At 71.1% G+C, this 18895-nt stretch carries 16 protein-coding genes and 1 pseudogene; 5 read left to right on the plus strand and 12 right to left on the minus strand.

What is annotated here, in order from left to right:
• Positions 1 to 10: 10 nt before the first annotated feature.
• Positions 11 to 682, plus strand: a complete 672-nt coding sequence (locus F4559_RS30240; RefSeq protein ID WP_184674504.1) for a LysM peptidoglycan-binding domain-containing protein — start codon at positions 11 to 13, stop codon at positions 680 to 682.
• A gap of 57 nt (positions 683 to 739) precedes the next feature.
• Here the strand turns inward: F4559_RS30240 and F4559_RS36145 are convergent.
• From F4559_RS36145 to F4559_RS30265, 4 genes and pseudogenes are all read right to left on the minus strand, one after another.
• Positions 740 to 1620, minus strand: a pseudogene (locus F4559_RS36145) (molybdenum cofactor biosynthesis protein MoaE).
• Positions 1621 to 1631: 11 nt separating this feature from the next.
• Positions 1632 to 2105 (minus strand): cyclic pyranopterin monophosphate synthase MoaC, encoded by a 474-nt coding sequence (gene moaC, locus F4559_RS30255; protein ID WP_184674507.1) that lies wholly within the window; start codon positions 2103 to 2105, stop codon positions 1632 to 1634.
• 10 nt (positions 2106 to 2115) lie between these two features.
• Positions 2116 to 3504 (minus strand): NAD-dependent malic enzyme, encoded by a 1389-nt coding sequence (locus F4559_RS30260; protein ID WP_184674508.1) that lies wholly within the window; start codon positions 3502 to 3504, stop codon positions 2116 to 2118.
• An 89-nt stretch (positions 3505 to 3593) separates the two neighbouring features.
• On the minus strand, positions 3594 to 3779 hold the full coding sequence (locus F4559_RS30265) for a hypothetical protein (protein WP_184674509.1): 186 nt from the start codon (positions 3777 to 3779) through the stop codon (positions 3594 to 3596).
• 192 nt (positions 3780 to 3971) lie between these two features.
• On the opposite strand from F4559_RS30265, the gene F4559_RS30270 reads away from it, so the two are divergent.
• The gene (locus F4559_RS30270; RefSeq protein ID WP_184674510.1) at positions 3972 to 6215 is read left to right on the plus strand and encodes a helicase-associated domain-containing protein; all 2244 of its coding nucleotides are present in this window, start codon (positions 3972 to 3974) and stop codon (positions 6213 to 6215) included.
• Positions 6216 to 6326: 111 nt separating this feature from the next.
• Entirely contained in the window at positions 6327 to 7454 is a 1128-nt protein-coding gene (locus tag F4559_RS30275) for a hypothetical protein (protein WP_184674511.1), read from the plus strand.
• A 110-nt stretch (positions 7455 to 7564) separates the two neighbouring features.
• Here the strand turns inward: F4559_RS30275 and F4559_RS30280 are convergent, their stop codons facing one another.
• From F4559_RS30280 to F4559_RS30295, 4 genes are read right to left on the minus strand one after another with little or no spacing between them, the layout of a single operon-like run.
• Positions 7565 to 8170 (minus strand): GTP-binding protein, encoded by a 606-nt coding sequence (locus tag F4559_RS30280; RefSeq protein WP_184674512.1) that lies wholly within the window; start codon positions 8168 to 8170, stop codon positions 7565 to 7567.
• Positions 8151 to 8903 (minus strand): DUF742 domain-containing protein, encoded by a 753-nt coding sequence (locus tag F4559_RS30285; protein WP_184674513.1) that lies wholly within the window; start codon positions 8901 to 8903, stop codon positions 8151 to 8153. Before F4559_RS30285 ends, F4559_RS30280 begins: the two co-directional genes overlap by 20 nt.
• A 28-nt stretch (positions 8904 to 8931) precedes the next feature.
• On the minus strand, positions 8932 to 9351 hold the full coding sequence (locus tag F4559_RS30290; protein WP_121223425.1) for a roadblock/LC7 domain-containing protein: 420 nt from the start codon (positions 9349 to 9351) through the stop codon (positions 8932 to 8934).
• A complete protein-coding gene (locus F4559_RS30295) occupies positions 9348 to 12659 on the minus strand; it encodes a nitrate- and nitrite sensing domain-containing protein (RefSeq protein ID WP_312865898.1) in 3312 nt (1103 codons plus the stop codon). Before F4559_RS30295 ends, F4559_RS30290 begins: the two co-directional genes overlap by 4 nt.
• A 450-nt stretch (positions 12660 to 13109) precedes the next feature.
• Between F4559_RS30295 and F4559_RS30300 the strand changes: the two genes are divergently transcribed.
• Positions 13110 to 14087, plus strand: a complete 978-nt coding sequence (locus tag F4559_RS30300; protein WP_184674515.1) for an ABC transporter substrate-binding protein — start codon at positions 13110 to 13112, stop codon at positions 14085 to 14087.
• A 61-nt stretch (positions 14088 to 14148) separates the two neighbouring features.
• Here the strand turns inward: F4559_RS30300 and F4559_RS30305 are convergent, their stop codons facing one another.
• The 3 genes from F4559_RS30305 to F4559_RS30315 all read right to left on the minus strand — a co-directional run bounded on the left by F4559_RS30305 (position 14149) and on the right by F4559_RS30315 (position 16506).
• Positions 14149 to 14985, minus strand: a complete 837-nt coding sequence (locus F4559_RS30305) for an LppU/SCO3897 family protein (RefSeq protein ID WP_184674516.1) — start codon at positions 14983 to 14985, stop codon at positions 14149 to 14151.
• Between the two features lie 129 nt (positions 14986 to 15114).
• Positions 15115 to 15810, minus strand: a complete 696-nt coding sequence (locus F4559_RS30310) for an LppU/SCO3897 family protein (protein ID WP_184674517.1) — start codon at positions 15808 to 15810, stop codon at positions 15115 to 15117.
• A gap of 84 nt (positions 15811 to 15894) precedes the next feature.
• Complete coding sequence (locus tag F4559_RS30315; protein WP_184674518.1) at positions 15895 to 16506, minus strand: LppU/SCO3897 family protein; 612 nt, start codon at positions 16504 to 16506, stop codon at positions 15895 to 15897.
• Positions 16507 to 16692: 186 nt separating this feature from the next.
• On the opposite strand from F4559_RS30315, the gene F4559_RS30320 reads away from it, so the two are divergent.
• Positions 16693 to 18354, plus strand: a complete 1662-nt coding sequence (locus tag F4559_RS30320) for a DNA repair helicase XPB (protein ID WP_184674519.1) — start codon at positions 16693 to 16695, stop codon at positions 18352 to 18354.
• On the opposite strand, the gene F4559_RS30325 is transcribed toward F4559_RS30320, so the two are convergent.
• Positions 18355 to 18852 carry an Imm1 family immunity protein gene (locus F4559_RS30325; protein ID WP_184674520.1) on the minus strand — a complete coding sequence of 166 codons (498 nt, stop codon included), beginning with the start codon at positions 18850 to 18852 and terminating at the stop codon, positions 18355 to 18357. It lies immediately after the preceding gene.
• Positions 18853 to 18895: the final 43 nt, after the last annotated feature.

Consider the following 18895-nt stretch of genomic DNA (forward strand, 5'->3'; position numbering starts at 1 on the left):
TGAGAGGCAAATGGCTTCGAACCGAGGCAAGCACCGCCCGACCTCCGGCACCACGCGCACCATCGCGAGGTTCGCCGTCGCCGGCGTCATCGTGGGCGCACCGCTGGCGCTCGCCGCCGGCACCGCCCAGGCACAGGGTTCCGGCGTCAACTGGGACGCGGTCGCGGCGTGCGAGAGCGGCGGCAACTGGAGCATCAACACCGGCAACGGCTACTACGGCGGTCTCCAGTTCTCGCCCGGCACGTGGGCGGCGAACGGCGGCAGCGGCCAGCCGCACCTGGCGTCCCGCGAGGAGCAGATCCGCGTCGCGGAGAACGTGATGCAGACCCAGGGCATCGGCGCGTGGCCCGTGTGCGGCCCGCGTGGCCTGGGCGGCGGTGCGTCCGCACCGGTGCAGCAGCGCCCGGCCCCGGCTCCGCAGCAGCCGCGGACCCCGACCGCGCAGCAGCAGCAGCAGCAGCAGCAGTACCAGCCCCCGGTCCAGCAGTCGGCCCCCGTCGTGGTGGCCCTGCCGACGACGAACCCCGAGGGCGACTACGAGATCAAGGCGGGCGACAGCCTGTCGAAGATCGCCGGTGAGCTGAAGATCGAGGGCGGCTGGCAGAAGCTGGTCGAGCTGAACAAGGAGTTCATCCCGAACCCCGACCTGATCATGCCGGGTCACAAGATCAAGACGAAGTAGCGCTCGTCGACGCGCTCCCCCACCGCGATCCCCTCCGCGGTGGGGGTTTCGCGGCTCTCAGGGGCAGTTGACCCATTCGTCCGTGCCGTCGGTGAACACCTGGCGCTTCCACACCGGCAGCCGCCGCTTCACCTCGTCGACCAGGTCCGCGCACACGGCGAACGCCTCGCCCCGGTGCTCGGCCGCCACCGCGCATGCCAGCGCCACGTCCCCGATCGCCAACGGCCCGACCCGGTGCGACACGGCCACCGCGCGCACCCCGGACCGCCCGGCCACCACGTCCGCGACCACCTCGGCCACCACGTCCGCCGCGCTCGGGTGACCCACGTACTCCAGCGACGCCACCGACCGGCCGTGGTCGTGGTCCCGCACCACGCCCGCGAACGTGACAACCGCGCCCGCCGCCCGGTCCTCCACGAGCTTGGCGTGCTCCTCGACCGACAGCGGCTCGACGCCGACCGCCGCCAGCAGGATCTCGGTCATGCGTGGTCACCTCCGGTCACCTGGTCCACGGCGTGCTCCAGCACGGTGCCGAGCATCTCCAACCCGTCGCGCACCCCGCCCGTCGACCCGGGCAGGTTCACCACCAGCGTGCGGCCCGCCACCCCGGCGATCCCGCGCGACAACACCGACGTGGGTATACGCGGCCAACCGGACATGCGGATCGCGTCCGCGATACCGGGAATCGGGAAGTCGACGACCGCGGCCGTCGCCTCGGGCGTGCGATCGGTGGGCGTGATGCCCGTGCCGCCGGTCGTGATCACCACGTGCACGCCGTCGGCCACGGCCGCGCGCAACGCCGCCTCGACCGGGTCGCCGTCCGCGACCACGACCGCGTCCGGCACCTCGTAGCCCCGGCCGCGCAGCCAGTCCACGACGATCGGCCCGGAGCGGTCGGCGTACACCCCGGCGGCGGCCCGCGTCGACGCCGTGATCACCCGTGCGGTCCTCACGGCCGCACCCACAGCCCGGTCTTGCCGCCCTCTTTCCGCTCGACCCGGACCTCGTCCAACGACGCCGCCGGGTCGACCGCCTTGACCATGTCGTGCAACGTCAGCCCCGCGACCGCGACCGCGGTGAGCGCTTCCATCTCCACGCCCGTGCGGTCGGTCGTCCGCACGGTCGCGGTGATCCGGACCTCGGCGTCGCCCGGCTCCAGGTCGACGCGCACGCTCGACAGCGCGATCGGGTGGCACAGCGGCACGAGGTCCGACGTGCGCTTGGCCGCCATGATCCCGGCGATCCGGGCCGTGGCCAGCGCGTCGCCCTTGGGCAGGCCGTCGGCGAGCAGCAGCGCCACGACCTCCGCGCTGGTGCGCAGCACGCCGGACGCGACGGCCGTGCGCGTGGTCGGTTCCTTCGCGGACACGTCCACCATGTGCGCGGCACCGGCGTGGTCGAGGTGGGTCAACCGCTTGGTCATGACCCCGATGCTAGGACTGGCCGGTCGCGGCCTTCCGCACGGCTTCGGCCACGGCCGGTGCCACCGACGTGTCGAACACGCTCGGCACGATGAACGACGCGTTGATCCGGTCGCCGTCCACCACGTCCGCGATCGCGTTCGCGGCGGCCAGCAGCATGGCGTCGGTGATCGTCTTGGCGTTGGCGTCGAGCAGGCCCCGGAACACGCCCGGGAACGCCAGCACGTTGTTGATCTGGTTGGGGAAGTCGCTGCGCCCGGTGGCCACGACGGCGGCGTGCTTCTGCGCCTCCATCGGGTCGATCTCCGGATCCGGGTTGGCCAGCGCGAACACGATGGCCTTCTCGTTCATCGTCGCGACCTGCTCGGCGCCGAGCAGGTTGGGCGCGGAGACGCCGATGAACACGTCCGCGCCGACCAGCGCCTCGTGCAGCGTGCCGGAGACGTTGTCGCGGTTGGTCGCCGCCGCGATCGACCGCAGGTTGTCGTCCAGGCCGGGGCGGTCGCGGTGCACGATGCCGTCCACGTCGACCGCGACCACGTCGCCCGGCTCCTGCTTGAGCAGCAGGCGGATGATCGCCGAACCGGCCGCGCCGACGCCGCAGACCACGATCTTGCAGTCGGCGGGTTTCTTGCCGACCACGCGCAGGGCGTTGCGCAGCGCGCCGACCACGACGATCGCGGTGCCGTGCTGGTCGTCGTGGAAGACCGGGATGTCGAGCTTGTCGCGCAGCCGGGCCTCGATCTCGAAGCAGCGCGGCGCGGCGATGTCCTCCAGGTTGATGCCGCCGTAGACCGGGGCGATCAACTCGACCGCGCGGATGATCTCCTCGGTGTCCTGGGTGTCCAGGCACACCGGCCACGCGTCGACGCCGGCGAACTTCTTGAACAGCGCGGCCTTGCCCTCCATGACCGGGAGCGCGGCGGCCGGGCCGAGGTTGCCCAGGCCCAGGACGGCCGAGCCGTCGGTCACCACGGCGACGGTGTTGCGCTTGATCGTCAGCCGGCGCGCGTCGTCCGGGTTCTCGGCGATGGCCTGGCAGACGCGGGCGACGCCGGGCGTGTACGCGCGGGACAGGTCGTCGCGGTTGCGCAGCGGGACCTTCGAGGAGATCTCGATCTTGCCGCCGAGGTGCACCAGGAACGTCCGGTCGGACACCTTGCGCACGACGATCCCGGGGAGCTGGCCCAGGGTGTCGGTGATGTCCTTGGCGTGGTTGGCGCTCAGGGCGTTGCAGGTGAGGTCGATGATCACGCGGTCGGCGTGCGACTCGACCACGTCGAACGCGGTGATGACCCCGCCCGCGCGACCGACCGCCGAGGTCAGGTCGCCCGCGGCGCTCGCCGACGGCGGCGACTCGAGGCGGACGGTGATGGAGTAACCAGGGCCGGGAACCGGCATCGAACCTCCCAGAACGTACTGGGACGAGCGTAGCCCCCGGGCCGTTGCGGAACGCGCGCGGCTCGCCACCGCGCGCGTCCGTCCGGGGTCTAGCGGTTGATCTCGGTGGTCGGGTGGTGGTAACCCAACTGGTCCACGGGCAGCGGGAAGGCGGTCGTGCCGAACGGGGAGAGCGCGCCCTGGCGGTCGCTCGTGAGTTCGGTGACCGGGTGCTTGTGGTCGGCGGGCGCCTCCGGCCAGTGCGGGTCGATGCGCTCGGGGCGGGCCTTGGCCACGGTTCCTCCTCGGTGGTGCCGGATTCGCGGTCAAGTGTGCCTCATGGGGCAGTGGTCCGACCTCCGACCTGGATCACAGCGATCACCGCGTCCGGTCGTGGGTGCCCGAACGCACATTTCGCGGTGTCTGAACGCATAACTCGCGTGTGGGCGGGGTGGGGTGGGCGGGGGTGGGCATATACCGTGGTGAGGATGTCCGGCAGCACATTGGCGGAGTGGTTGCGGGCGCTTGACGACCGGGCGCTCGTCGCGTTGCTGCGCGCCCGTCCCGATCTCGCGACGCCGCCGCCGGCCGACACGACCGTCCTGGCCACGCGGATCGGCTCCCGTGCCTCCGTGTCACGGGCCTGCGAGGACCTCGACACGCTGACCTTGACGGTGCTCGAAGCGCTGCTGGTGCTGGACGCCGATCTCGCCCCGGTCGGCCGGGACGCCCTCGCCGCGCTCTTCCCGGTCGACATCACGGGCGCCCTGGAGACCTTGCGGGGACGCGTCCTGCTCTGGGGCGACGACCACCTCTCCACGCCGCCGGCCACCCGGGACGCGGTCAACCCGTTCCCCTGCGGCCTGGGACGGTCGGTCCCCCGCCTGGCCGGCGTCGACCTCGCCGACCTCGCCGGCCTCGGCGACGACGAACTGCGGGTGCTGGAGACGCTCGCGGCCGGACCGCCGGTGGGGCAGACGCGGGACGCGGCGCACGTCGTGGCACTCGACGACGCGACGAGCCCCATCCAGAAGCTGCTGGCCCGGGGCCTGCTCGTGCGGCGGGACGCGATGACCGTCGAACTGCCGCGCGAGGTCGGGCTCGCGGTGCGCGGCGACCGGCCGTTGGGCGCGGTCCCCACCGCGGAACCCCCGCTGCCCACCCGCGCGCTCGACCCGGTCGCGGTCGACAGCACCGGTGGCGGCGCGGCGCTGGAGCTGTGCCGGCACGTCGACGCGTTGCTCACGGCGTGGTCCGAGGAGCCGCCGACCGTGCTGCGGTCGGGCGGGGTCGGCGTGCGCGATCTGCGCAAGCTCGCCAAGGACCTCAAGGCCGACGAGACGCGCGCCGCGTTGCTCGTCGAACTTGTCGTCAACGCAGGTCTGGTCGCGGACAGTGAGGGCGCCGAGCCCGAGTGGGTGCCCACCACCCAGGCGGATGCCTGGTCGACCGCGTCGCCCGAGCAACGGTGGGCGACGTTGGCGCTCGCCTGGGTCGACCTGCCCCGCCTTCCGGGTCTCATCGGGCGCCGGGACGAGCGGGACCGCCTGCTCAACCCGCTGGCCCCCGAGCTGAACCGGCCCGGCGCGCCCCGCGACCGGCGGCGGGTGCTCGACGCGCTCGCCCTGCCCGCGCCCGGCACCGCCGTGCCCGACGTCGACGCGTTCGCCGCCCTGCTCGCGTGGCGGGCGCCGCGCCGGGGCGGCCGACTGCGCGACGAACTCGTGCGTTGGACGCTCGAAGAGGGCACGGCCGTCGGCGTGATCGCGCTCGACGCGCTCACCTCGCAGGGCCGGACGTTGCTCGTCGAGGGCACGGCACCGGCGGCCAAGCGGCTCGCCGACGTGCTGCCGGCACCCGTGGACCACGTGCTCGTGCAGGCCGACCTGACCGTGGTCGCGCCCGGCCGCCTCGACCCGGACCTCGCCGACGAGATCGCGCTGGTCGCGGACGTCGAGTCGGCCGGCGGCGCGACCGTCTACCGGGTGACCGAGGATTCCGTGCGGCGCGCGTTCGACGCCGGGCGCACCGCCGCCGACCTGCACGAGCTGTTCACGTCCCGGTCCCGCACGCCGGTGCCGCAGTCGCTGACGTACCTGGTCGACGACGCGGCGCGCAAGCACGGGCGGCTGCGCGGCGGCGCGGCCGGGTCGTTCCTGCGCTGCGACGACCCGGTCTTGGTCGCCGAAGTGCTCGCCCACCACGCGGCCGACGCGCTGGGACTGCGTCGGATCGCGCCGTCCGTGCTGGTCAGCCCGCTGCCGCTGGGCGATGTGCTGGACGGGCTGCGCGCGGCCGGGTTCGCGCCGGCCGCCGAGGGACCCGACGGGCGGGTGCTCGACCTGCGCACGCCGGGCCGCCGGATCGCGAGCCGGGGACGCCGCCGGCCCGTGCCGCCGGCCACCCCGTCGGACGAGCAGCTCGGCGAGCTGGTCCGGCTGCTGCGCGCGGGCGACCGGGCGGCGACGACGAGCGGCGGTGCCCGGATCGCGGTGCCCGGCCACCTGGGCGCGGGCCCGTCGGCAACGCTCGACCTGCTGCAACGGGCCGCCCGAGACGGTCTCGACGTGCTCGTGGACTTCGTCGACGGGCACGGCACGGCGGCCCGCCGGGTGATCACGCCCCGGTACGTCGGCGGGGGCGTACTGGAAGGCGTCGACGTCAGCTACGGCGAAGTGCGGAGATTCCCCCTTCACCGCATCACTTCCGCCGCGTTGGTCCAAGATTCGTGACACTGCGTGTTCCATCGTTAGTGCATTCGGTCCACCCGGCAGTGATCCATTTTCCCTCTAGCGTCGGTCCAGACGTTCCGGACGTGACCTATCACACGAGGGAGCAAACGCATGGCCATCCTCCGCAGGAGCGTGCTCACGATCGCGGCAGCCGCCGCGACCTGGGCGTTCTCCGCCGGCACCGCCGGGGCCGTACCGATCGACAACCCCGTTGCCGACGCCCTGAAGCCGGCGACCACGACGGACTCGGCGATCGCCCAGCCGGTCCTCGACGTCATCGGCGAGATCGTCCCGACGGCCACGGACGGCAACCAGTCCGCTGCCGATGATGCGCCCGCGACCGCCGCCGACCCGCTCGGCCTCGACGACCTGACGACCACCGCGAACGAGATCGCGGACATCGGCCAGACCATCGCGGACACGGTGACCGACACCGTCTCCGAGGCCACCGACACCGTCGGCGACATCGTGCCCGAGGTCGCCGAGGCGACCGACGCGGTCGACACCGAGACCCCGGCCGACGCAGTCGTGGACGTGGTGGCCGACGTGACCGCGGACGTGACCGCCGACGTGGACGCCGACCTCGATGTCGTGGCCGACGTCGTCGCGGATGTGGACGCGGATGTGGACGCGGATGTGGACGCTGACGTGGACGCGGTCGTCGACGTCGCCGCGGACGTGGTGGCCGATGTCGACCTCGACGTGCTCGTCGACCTCGAGGACGCGCTCGAGGACCTGGTGGACGCCGATGTGGACGTGGTGGTGGACGCGGTCGTCGACGCCGACGTGCTGGCGGACATCGACGCGCTGATCGACCTCGACCTCGACCTAGACGTCGTCCTCGACATCCTCGACGACGACGGCATCCACATCTACATCGGCGGCATCGAGATCGACATCGACGACCTGCTCGACATCCTGATCGACCTCGACATCGACCTGGATCTCGACCTCGACGGCCTGATCGACATCGACCTCGGCGACGGCGGTCTGCTCGACCTCGACGGCGACGTCCTGATCGACCTCGACATCGACCTCGGTGGCGGCGACGGCGGCCTGCTCGGTCTGATCAATATCGGCGGCGACGACTCCGACGAGCCCGCGGCCGACCAGCCGAGCGACGAGCCCACGGACAAGCCCTCGACGGACGAGCCCGCCACCGACCAGCCCGCCCAGGACGAGCCGGTCCAGGACCAGCCCGCGGACGACGGCGCGTCCTTCTCGGCCGCGAACCGCTGAGCACGCGAAAGCCACCGGCGGGCACAACCTGCCGGATCATGGGAACAGTGCGGTAAACCGAAGGGCGGCTCCCCACAAGGGGGCCGCCCTTCCGGTCGTCCAGGGCCGGATCAGCCGGCGCGCACCGACATCCACTGGCGCATGGCGTGCTCCACCAGCGTGATCAAGGTCTGCTTGGTCGACTGCCGGTTGCGGGCGTCGCAGGTCACCATCGGCACGGACTGGTCGATGGTGAGCGCGTCGCGCACGTCCTCGATGCGGTGGTGCAGCATCCCGTCGAAGCAGTTCACACCCACGACGTACGGCAGCTGCCGGTCGTCGAAGAAGTCGATCGACGCGAACGCGTCGGCCAACCGGCGGGTGTCGACCAGCACGATGGCGCCGATGGCACCACGCACCAGGTCGTCCCACATGAACCAGAACCGGTGCTGACCCGGCGTACCGAACAGGTACAGGATCAGGTCCTGGTCCAGGGAGACCCGGCCGAAGTCCATGGCCACCGTGGTCGTGACCTTGTTCGGCGTCGCCGAGAGGTCGTCGACCCCCGCGCTCGCCTCGGTCATCACCGCTTCGGTGGTCAGCGGGACGATCTCGGACACGGAACCGACGAACGTCGTCTTGCCAACGCCGAACCCACCGGCCACCACGATCTTCGCGGAGGTCGTCGGCTTCCGTGCGCCTTCGGCCGCGTTGGGGCTAGAGCCTGCGAAGCCCACTGAGCACCCTCTCAAGGAAATCGATGGACGGCCGGTCCCCCACGACCAGGCCACCCTGGTGAATCAAAACCAAACCCATGCTCGCCATGTCGCCGATCAGTACCCGCACGACGCCCAGCGGGAGTCGCAGGTGCGCGGCGACCTCGGCCACCGACCTGGTGTCGGTGCACAGACCGCAGATCGACCGGTGCTCGGGGAGCACCGCCGCGTCGCGCTCGAGGCCCCGCTCACTGGTCGAGACCAGCGCCTCGATGGCGAGATCGTAGTCGGGCCGGGTGCGGCCACCGGTCCGCGTATAGGGGCGGACCAGCGACCCGGATTCCGCCGCGGGGTTCTCCTCGTGGCGGATGACCGGCTGCGGTCCGGTCGTGTAGGGGAGCTGTTCCGGCACGCTGTCGGGCAAGCCGTGGGCACCGAACAGGTCGGCACCCGGGCCTCCGAACAGCCCGCTGCCGTACCCGTCGATGTCGAACCGGTTGGGGACGTCGTCGTAGTCGTACGACGAGTCGTCAACCTCACGCTGAGACATATCGTCTTGCCCCTGCCCTGTGCCTTCTACCCGTGGCATCTCGGCCCGCTCCGCTCGGCCCGGCCACGAGTGAGGTGCGTCGTCGGCTTCCTCGTCCTGCGGGTCGGCATCCGGCTCAGCGAATCGGAAGCCACCTGCGGCCCACTCCTGGTAGTTGAAGTTCCTACCCAAGCGGCGGCCACCGGCGCCAGATCGTTCAGCCATTTACCCACCCACACGATCTCATGAGGCGCTACCGCCGGACCACGCCCTGGAGCTGGGCACGCAACTCCGGCGTCAGCTGCTGGCCCACCCGCTCGACCAACAGGGTCATCTCGTACGCGACCAGGCCGATGTCGCAGTTCGGGGCCGCCAGTACCGCGAGGCACGACCCGTCGCTGATCGACATCAGGAACAGGTAGCCCCGTTCCATCTCGACCACGGTCTGGTTCACCGACCCCGCCTCGAAGCAGCGCGCTGCTCCCGCGGTGAGGCTCACCAGGCCCGAGGCGACCGCGGAGAGCTGCTCCGCTCGGTCACGCGGCAACCCCTGGGAGCCGGCGAGCAGAAGCCCGTCCGCCGACACCACCACGGAATGTGCCACGCCGGGGACCCGGCGAACGAAGTCGGTGATAAGCCAACCAAAGCTGCCTGGCTGAGCTGCGGTCGTCACTCCTGCTCCTCGTCTTGCCGGCTCGACATGTCACCAGCGTAAGCGTCGATCAAAGCGTGTCGTCCCCGGCGGACGCCCTGCTGGAGGCTCGACATCCGCCCGCGGACCGCGTCGGCCGTCCTCGGGGGCAATGCCGGCCCCTGCGGCACGGGTGCCGCGGCGGCCTCGGGTGACGGGGCGAGCGGTGCGGCCGAGCCCGGCACCAGTTGTGCCTTGGGCACCCGCTTGGGCAACCCGGCCTGCGTCGTCGTCTCGGGCACCCGACTGAGCAGGGCCTGCGCGGCGTGCCAGCCGTCGTCGGCGGGCGAGGACCACGCGGGTTCCGGTGCGGCGGCGACCGGCTCGGGCACGGCGACCGGCTCGGGCGTCCGGTCGGCCGGGGTGCGTCCGGGCTTGTTGCCGGGCGCACCGGGCTGCCGCTTGGGCAGCCCGCCCTCGGTGAGGACGGGGGCCGACGGCGGCTCGGGTGCCGCCGGCGGTGCGTCCTCGGTGGTCGTCGGCGCGACCGGGGGTACCGGTTGCGGCTTGCGGGTCGGCAGGGCCGTCTCCTCCCGCGCTTCGGGCTCGGACTCCGGTTCGGGTGCCGGTTCGACCGCCCGCGCGGTCGACGCCGGCGTCTCGCCCCCGACGGCCTGGAACCACTGCGAGAGGACCGCCTCGTAGATCGGCAGCCGCTCGGTCGGTGCGTCCAGGTCCGGGACCACTCTCCGCCCACCGGTTTCGCCGGTGGACGCGGGGGTGGCCTCGGGGGTGGCCTCGGGGGTGGCCTCGGACCACCCGTCCTCGTCCGCGGGCGACGGGTCGGTGCTCTCCGGTTCCGGTTCCGAGTCCAGGTCGAGGAAGCCGCCCACGTGGACCGTGCTGTCGAGGATCGGCGCGAACTGCGTCGTCTCGAAGCCGTGGCCGTTGGCGGACTCCTCGTCGTCCCGGTCCTCGTAGGCGGTGAAGAGCATCGGCTCGCCGAACGAGCCTACGGGCTCGTGCTCGACGTCCCGACCGGTGTGCTCCTCCGGCAGCGGTTGCCACGGCTGGAAGGAGTCCTGGGAGGTCTCCTCGGGCGTGGGTTCCGGCTCGGCGAGACCGAACGACGGCAGTCCGGCCGCGTCGGCTTCGCCCTCGGAGCGGACGAAGCTGACCGGGAGGTTCGGGGACGACGACTGCTGGTCGTCGTCGAGGCGGGGCATGCTGCCGGTGAACGCGCCGGCGATGCCGCTGGCCCGCTCGGCGGGGTTCTGCGTGGTCGGCGCGGGCGAACCCAGTCCCGGGAAGCCGGAGTCGGTCGTCGGACCGCCCAGGCCCGGGAACGCGGGCTCGTAGCCGACCGGCGACGGCGCGGCGCCGGGCGCCTGCACCAGGTTCTCGGGCACGAGCACAAGCGCGGTCGTGCCGCCCTCGATGTCCTCGTTGGCGCGCAGGCGCACCTTGATGTCGTGCCGCTTGGCCAGTCGCGCGACCACGTACAGGCCCATGCGGCGGGACACGGCGACGTCGACATCCGGCGGGTCGGCCAGGCGCTGGTTGGCGTCGACGATGTCCTTCTCGCTCATGCCGACGCCGCGGTCCTGGATCTCGATCGCCAGCTCGCCCCGGCGGGTGCGCGCCGTGCGGACGGTGACCTTCGTCACGGGGTCGGAGAACACGGTGGCGTTGTCGAGCAGCTCCGCGATCAGGTGCACGAGGTCGTTGACCGCGCGGCCCTGGACGGTCAGCTCCGGCGTCTGGCCGACCTGCACGCGGGCGTACTGCTCGACCTCGGACACGGCGGCGCCGAGGACCTCGGCGGCCGGGACCGGGCGGGTCAGCCGCCGGGACAGGTCCGTTCCGGACAGGACCAGCAGGTTCTCGCTGTTGCGGCGCATGCGCGTCGCGAGGTGGTCCAGTTCGAACAGCGACGCGAGCTGGTCGGGGTCCTGCTCGTCCTGCTCCAGGCGGTCGATCAGGTTGAGCTGGCGCTCGACCAGGGCCTGCGAGCGGCGGGACAGGTTGACGAACATGGCGTTGACGTTGTCGCGCAGCAGCGCCTGTTCGGCGGCCAGCCGCACGGCTTCGTCGTGCACCGCGTCGAACGCGCGGGCCACCTGGCCGACCTCTTCCCGGGTGTTGACGGGCACCGGGGCGACCGCCGACTTGGCGGCCTGCTGCGGGTCGGGGTCGGCGAGGATGCGGGCGACCGCCTCGGGCAGGCCGTGGTCGGCCACGTCGAGGGCGGTGCGGCGCAGCGTGCGCAGCGGCGTGAGGATCGACCGGGCGACGAACAGGGCCATGACCAGGGCGAGCAGCAGGGCGCCGAGCACGATGCCGGAGTCGCGGAACGCCGCGGAGCGCGCCTCGCCGGTCAGCTCGTCGGTGCGGGTCTGCAGCTGCTCCAGCAGCAGGCTTTCCACCTCGCGGGTCAGGTTGACCGTCAACGTCGCGGCGATGTCCCACTTCTCGGGGCGCAGCGCCGAGAGGTTCTTGTTGTTCGCGGCCAGGTTGAGGGCCGTCTCCTGCATGTCGTTCGCGGTGTCGACGATCAGACCCGTGACCGTGTCGTCGTAGATCTTCGCCTGGTCCGGCGTCGCGGACTTGCGGAAGTCGTTGCGCGCGGCGTCCAGCTCGGCGCTCGCGGTGTTGAGCGCGCGTTGCTGGCCGGCGGAGAACTCGCCGCGCTGGAGGACGTCGAGCATGATGCCGCGCTTGAGCGACTCCTGCTCCTTGATGCGCGCGATCGCGTTCGTCGCCAGGTGGAGACGTACGAGCTCGGGGTCGTCGATGCCCGCGATGGCCTGCTCGCCGAGGTCCAGGAGGCTCTCGACGGACTCGGAGTAGGTGCGCAGCACGGCTTCCGAGGGGTACTCGGTGTCGCGCACGGCGTTGCGCAGGCTGTTGAGGCGCTTGAGCTGCTCGGCGGCGCGGCGGAACCGGGTGAGCACCTCGTCGTCGAGGTCGCCGCCCAGCTCGCTGATCTTGTTGTTGAGCGCGTCGGTGGTGTCGTTGACGCGGCGGAGCTGGCGGTCGAGCACGACGCGGTCGAGCTTCTTGCCGGACGCCACGTGGCTGACGCTGAGGTCGCGTTCGCGCTGGAGCTGCTGCACGAGGTCCGCGACCGCGGCCTCGAGCTGGATCTGGTTGGCCAACCGGTTGAACTCGGTGGCCGCGGCCAGGTCCGAGTTGACCCGCAGGCCGCCGAGCGCGAGCGCCGCCACGGTGGGGATGAGCAGCACGGCGGCGAGCTTGGTGGGCAGCCGCCAGTTGCGCAGCCGCCAGGCCGACCCGGGGCCGGCAGCACGGACGTCGGACGCCGATCGAGGGCTCGTTGATTCGGTCACAGTTCCATCACGCAGCGCAGTCATCTCCTCACCCATTCCGGGGTTATCGGAGCGTGGTGGATTCCCCACGCCTGACTGGCTGGGACCTCTCTCGCGTCGGGCCACCCTGGGCTTCCTCTTCCGGCAGCAGTGTTCCCCGGCCTCTCCCCACGGACCGAAGCATGGACTGGAAATATCGGGCCGAATTGCAGCACAGAGGTGGTGGCGCCGGCTAGGGCGCCCCGCTGTGCACTCCGGACACGACGGCCCGCACGGGCGGTGCGCGCATGGCGGGGAGCGTAGTGCGCCACCCCTGCTTCGGGGAAGACCACGCGAGCACTCAACGTATCCACCGGGACTGTCGTTTCATACCTCCGGGTGGTTACCATCCACGAGCAGTCGACAAGTTGAGCGACTTAATTCCGTTGATCAAAAGACCCCGCTGTCGAGGTCGTACCGCCGAGAGGTGCCATGCCTACCCCAGCGCGTGTTCTGCGTCGTACGGCCGCCTTGTTCGCCTGTGCCGCGACTCTCACGGCGTGCGGTCTCTTCCCGGACTCCGGCGGGAACGCGGCCCCCGAGGTGGAGCGGACGACGCTGCGCATCGGCATCCTGCCCGTGGTCGACGTCGCACCCCTGAAGCTCGCGCTCAACGACAAGCTGTTCGAGAAGGCCGGGCTCCAAGTGCAGCTCGTCACGCTCAACAGCGAGAGCGAGGGCATCAAGCAGCTCGACACCACGCTGGACATCACGTGGGCCAGCCACGTGAACCTGTTCCGCGCCGTGTCCGAGGGCACCCAGCTCCAGCTCCAGGGCGAGGCCTACCAGGCGGGCGCGAACACGATGGCGCTGGTCACGGCCGACCCCGAGTACGACAGCCCCGGCAAGATCGCGTCGCCGCGCGTCGCCGTGAACTCGCTCACCGACGTGGGCGCGTTGACCACCAAGGCCACGCTGAAGACCGCGGGCGTGGAGAAGCAGCGGATGCAGCTGCGCGAGATGCCGTTCGACCAGATGACGGCGGCCATGCAGGCCAGGCAGATCGACGCCGCCTGGATGGTCGAGCCGTACATCACCAAGGCGCAGCGCACGATCGGCGCGCGGATCGTCAGCGACACGGCCGTCGGCCCGACCAAGGACTTCCCGCTGTCGGGCTACGCGTCGAGCAAGAAGTTCGCCGAGGGCAACCCCAAGACGCTGAGCCTGTTCCGCAGCGTGCTGCGCGACGCCCAGCAGGCGGCCACGAACAACAAGCTGTCCGTGCAGGACGTGCTGACCAGCTACGTCGACGTCGACCAGCAGACCGCCGCACTGGTATCGGTCGGCACGTACCCGTTGTCGCTCAACCCGGTCCGGCTCCAGCGGGTCGCCGACATGATGGACACCGAGGACGAGCTGCCCCAGCGTTTGGACGTCGGATCGCTGCTCCCGCCGGGAACGGGGAACTGATCCTCACCTTCACGAGCAGGGGGCCTTCTCGATCCGAGAAGGCCCCCTATTTTTTCGCGTTTCACACCTCGATGAGGCAAACAGTCGTCGCCGGCTGTGAGTAGACGGACACGAAGTCGCCACCTTCACAAGCGCTCTCGTCCGCTGTACCGGTAATGACCTTGCGCACCTTGTGGGTCGCCGATGAATCGCAGACGATCTTGGTGGTTTTCCCGGCGACGATGGTGCCCTCCTGCTTGAAGCAGTCGCCCTCACGGGCATTGAGCACCATGCAGAGCTTGAACCCGTCGCTGCGCCGACCGCCACTGTCCGTGTACTCGGAGTAGTCGCCGGAGGGGCAGGAGTCGCGGCTGCTGTCGAGGTTCACGGCGACCTTGTAGGTCGCGTCCATCGAGCCGCAGTCGACCTTGTCGATGTCCGCGCTCGTCACGCCGACCTTGTTCACCTTGATGCAGTCGCCGGGCTCCGCGCCCGCCGGACCGTTGATGCCGGAGATCACGGCCGCGACGACGATGCCGACGATGATCAGACCCACCGTGGACAGCAGGGCCTTGGCGCCCTTGGACGTCCGGCCGGCGGACGGCGGCGTGAACCCCTGCTGGGGCGGGCCGTACGGCTGCTGCGGGTACTGGCCCTGCGGCGGGCCCGACTGCTGCCCTGGATAGGGCTGTCCGGGATAGGGCTGTCCGGGATAGGGCTGCCCCGGGTAAGCCTGATCGGGATAGGCCTGGCCAGGTGCGGGCTGCCCCGGATAGGCATGGCCGGGTTGGGCCTGGCCCGGATAGGGCTGCGCCGGGCCGGGCTGCCCGGGGTACTGCGGCGGCGGCCCCCAACCGGGCGCGGGCTGCTGCGGGGGCGTTCCGCCGTAGGGGGGCGGCTGGTACGGGGGCGTGGTCACCTGCGGTTCCTCTCGACTTCCGGGCGAGCGGAACCTACCCGTGCGACCGGACCGCACGCAGCGGAATCGGCCGAACGCACAGCCGCCGCGCACCCCCGTGACGGGATGCGCGGCGGCCGCGGGTGCTGCCTATTCGACCGGTTCGAGGCAGAACGTGACGGCGGGCTCGGGGAACGACATGCCCGAGCCGTCCTCGCACGTCTCGGTGGTCGTCGAGCCCTCCACGACCTTGGTGACGCGGAACGTCTCCATGCCGGTGCACTCGGACTTCACGTAGTCGCCCAGGTCGTTGGCCTTGTAGCAGTTGCCGGCCGAGACGTTGGGCAGCAGGCAGAGCTTGGCGCGGTCGGCGGCGTCCGACGCGTCGGCGACGACCTCGTGGTACGAGCCGAGCCCCTCCTCGGGGCAGCTCGCCTCGGCGCCCGCGAGCGCCTTGCCGACCTTGTAGGCCGCCTTCTGGTCGTCGCAGCCGAGCACGTCGACCTTGGCCACGTTGTCGTCGTTCACCTCGCCGACCGACACGCAGTCGCCGGCCTCGGCCCGACCCGGACCGCTCAGCTGCCGGACCGCGAACACGGCGCCCACCACGACGATCAGGGCGACGACCGCGATCAGCACCTTCTTGAGCGTGCCGCCACCGCCACCGGCCCGTGCCGGCGTCTCCGGTTCGTCCTCGCCGGAGACGTAGGTGTAGGGCTTGGCCGGCTCGGCGGCCGGAGGCGCCTGGTCACCGGCGGGCTCGGCCGCGGCCTGCGCCGCAGGCTCCGCGTCCGGTGCGGACGGTGCCGAAGCGTCACCGGCGGGCTTTTCCGGGTCGGTGCTCATACTCATCCTCACTGAGGCGGGGTGTGCGCGTGACCCGTCAGACGGTAGACCCACGCGCACACCACGCCATCGGTCAGGAGTAGGTCACGCGCCCTCGGTCGGCTCGAAGCACAGCGTCAGCTTCGGCTCCTGGAAGGCGAGCGCGCCTTCGACGAAGTCGCACTGCGCGGTGTCGGCGACGTCCTTGACCTGCTTCACGAGCTTGAGCACGTCACCACCGCCGCCGCACGCCACGGCCGGGTAGCCCATCGTGCTGCCCTGCAGGTTGTAGCACTTGCCCTCTTCGAGCTTGGGCACGAGGCAGAGTCGCGTCTGCGGGCCGCGACCGGTCTCGATGTACTCGTCGTAGTCGCCGTCGCACTTCTCGCTGGTGTTGAGCGCCTTGCCGACGATGTAGTTCGCCTCGGCCGCGCCGCAGTCGACCGTCTTGTACTCGGGCTTGCTGGTGGTGCCGGTCAGGCTCGCGCAGTCGCCGGCCTTGGTCTGGGCGGCGTCGCTGGTGAAGTACTTGATGCCGTAACCGACGGCGGCCACCACGGCGATGCCGATCAGCGCCGAGAGGATGCGCCCCAGGACGCCCCTCTTCTTGGGCTCCTGCGGCACCTGCGCGGCAGGAGCCTGGTTGAACTGCGGCTGCTGCTGGAACGGCTGCTGCGGGTACTGCGGCTGCGGCTGGTTGGGCGCGTCCGTGCTCATGTAGACCTTCTCGATCGCGTGGGTGCCCCCAGTGTGTCCCGCGTGAAGTCGCGGGCCGGGCGCAGGCAAGCTATCCGCTGCCGGGCCGTGACATGGCGTCCTTTACCGAAACGAGTCCGTAAGCAAGGGGTGCTCGCACGGCGACAGTCCGTTGTCGACTTGCGCGAGGTTGGGAGACTGGGACCCATGACAGACGGGCCGTTGATCGTCCAATCGGACAAAACACTGCTGTTGGAGGTGGAACACCCGCTCTCCGACGAGGCGCGCACCGCCATCGCGCCGTTCGCCGAGCTGGAACGCGCGCCCGAACACGTGCACACGTACCGTGTCACGCCGCTTGCTCTGTGGAACGCACGTGCGGCAGGTCACGACGCCGAACAGGTTGTCGACGCGCTCGTCCGGTACTCGCGCTACCCGGTGCCGCAGCCGCTGCTGGTCGATGTCGTCGACACGATGGGCCGGTACGGCAGGCTGCGCCTGGCCAACCACCCGGCCCACGGGCTCGTGCTGTCCACTTCGGACCGGGCCGTGCTCGAGGAGGTCCTGCGGCACAAGAAGATCAAGCCCATGTTCGGCGAGCGGATCGACGACGACACGGTGATCGTGCACCCGTCGGAACGCGGCCGGCTCAAGCAGCTCCTGCTCAAGGTCGGCTGGCCGGCCGAGGACCTGGCCGGGTACGTGGACGGCGAGGCGCACCCGATCGCGTTGCGCGAGGACGGGTGGCAGCTGCGCGACTACCAGCGGCGGGCGGCCGAGGCGTTCCACGCGGGCGGCTCGGGCGTGGTCGTGCTGCCGTGCGGCGCGGGCAAGACGCTCGTGGGCGCGGCGGCGATGGCCGAGGCCGAGGCGACCACGCTGATCCTCGTGACGAACACGGTCGCGGGCCGGCAGTGGAAGCGGGAGCTGGTCGCGCGGACGTCGCTGACCGAGGACGAGATCGGCGAGTACTCGGGGGAGCGCAAGGAGATCCGGCCGGTCACGATCGCCACGTACCAGGTCGTGACACGCAAGTCGAAGGGCGAGTACCGACACCTGGACCTGTTCGACTCCCGGGACTGGGGCCTGATCATCTACGACGAGGTGCACCTGCTGCCCGCGCCGGTGTTCCGGATGACGGCCGATCTCCAGTCGCGGCGGCGGCTGGGGCTGACCGCGACCCTGGTGCGCGAGGACGGCCAGGAGGGCGACGTGTTCTCCCTGATCGGGCCCAAGCGGTACGACGTGCCGTGGCGCGACATCGAGGCGCAGGGGTGGATCGCGCCGGCGGAGTGCACCGAGGTGCGCGTCACGCTGACGGACGCGGAACGGCTGGAGTACGCGACGGCCGAGCCGGAGGAGCGGTACAAGCTGTGCTCCACGGCACGCACGAAGCTGCCCGTGGTCCGCGCGGTGCTGGACCGCCACCCCGACGAGCCGGCGCTGGTGATCGGCGCGTACCTGGACCAACTGGAGACGTTGGGCGAGGCCTTGGACGCGCCCGTGGTGCAGGGGTCCACGCGCAACAAGGAGCGCGAGGAGCTGTTCGACGCCTTCCGGCGGGGCGAGTTGCGCATCCTCGTGGTGTCCAAGGTGGCGAACTTCTCGATCGACCTGCCCGAGGCGTCGGTGGCCGTGCAGGTGTCGGGCACGTTCGGCTCGCGGCAGGAGGAGGCGCAGCGCCTGGGACGCCTGCTGCGGCCGAAGGCGGACGGTCGGCAGGCCCACTTCTACTCCGTGGTGGCCCGCGACACCTTGGACACGGACTACGCCGCGCACCGGCAGCGGTTCCTGGCGGAGCAGGGGTACGCGTACCGGATCGTCGACGCCGACGACCTGCTGGGGCCGCCGTTGCCGGAGGTGGGCTGATCAGTCGGTGATGAGGTGGTAGCGGCCACCGGTCTCGTCGCGGCCCTCGTCGTCGTACCAGTCGGGGAGTTCGTACGCCTCCCAGCCCCACGGCTGCCACCGGACAGCCGTGGGCCTGTTCCCGGTGGCTACGAACTCCTCGATCGCCCGTCGGGCATCGGCCTCGGCGACGTAGGTGTCGCGCATCCAGAAGTTGAGCGGGTCGTTGTCGCCGTCCTCCGGGACGAGGGGGGCGTCGGCGAACGGCTCGGGGTTGAGGGAGTGTTCGCCGAAGCACCAGTGCAACGCGACGTACCCGGTGACGGGATCGACCAGGACACCCAGCAGCGCGTCCTCCCCCAACCTCTCCACGATCGCCCTGGTCGTGACTTTGTCGCCGTGCCGTTCGAACAGGGCGTCGACGGCCGCCCGCACCCCTTCGGGGGTGTCTACGACCCAGTCACCAGGCCGGTGATAGCGGCCCGCCACGTACTCCGACACCTGCACCTGAGTGTCCATCTCACCCTTGATGATCACCGGTTCCGGTGTGCCCGCGCTCTTC

This window comes from Saccharothrix violaceirubra (assembly GCF_014203755.1).
GTDB classification, from domain to species: Bacteria; Actinomycetota; Actinomycetes; order Mycobacteriales; family Pseudonocardiaceae; genus Actinosynnema; species Actinosynnema violaceirubrum.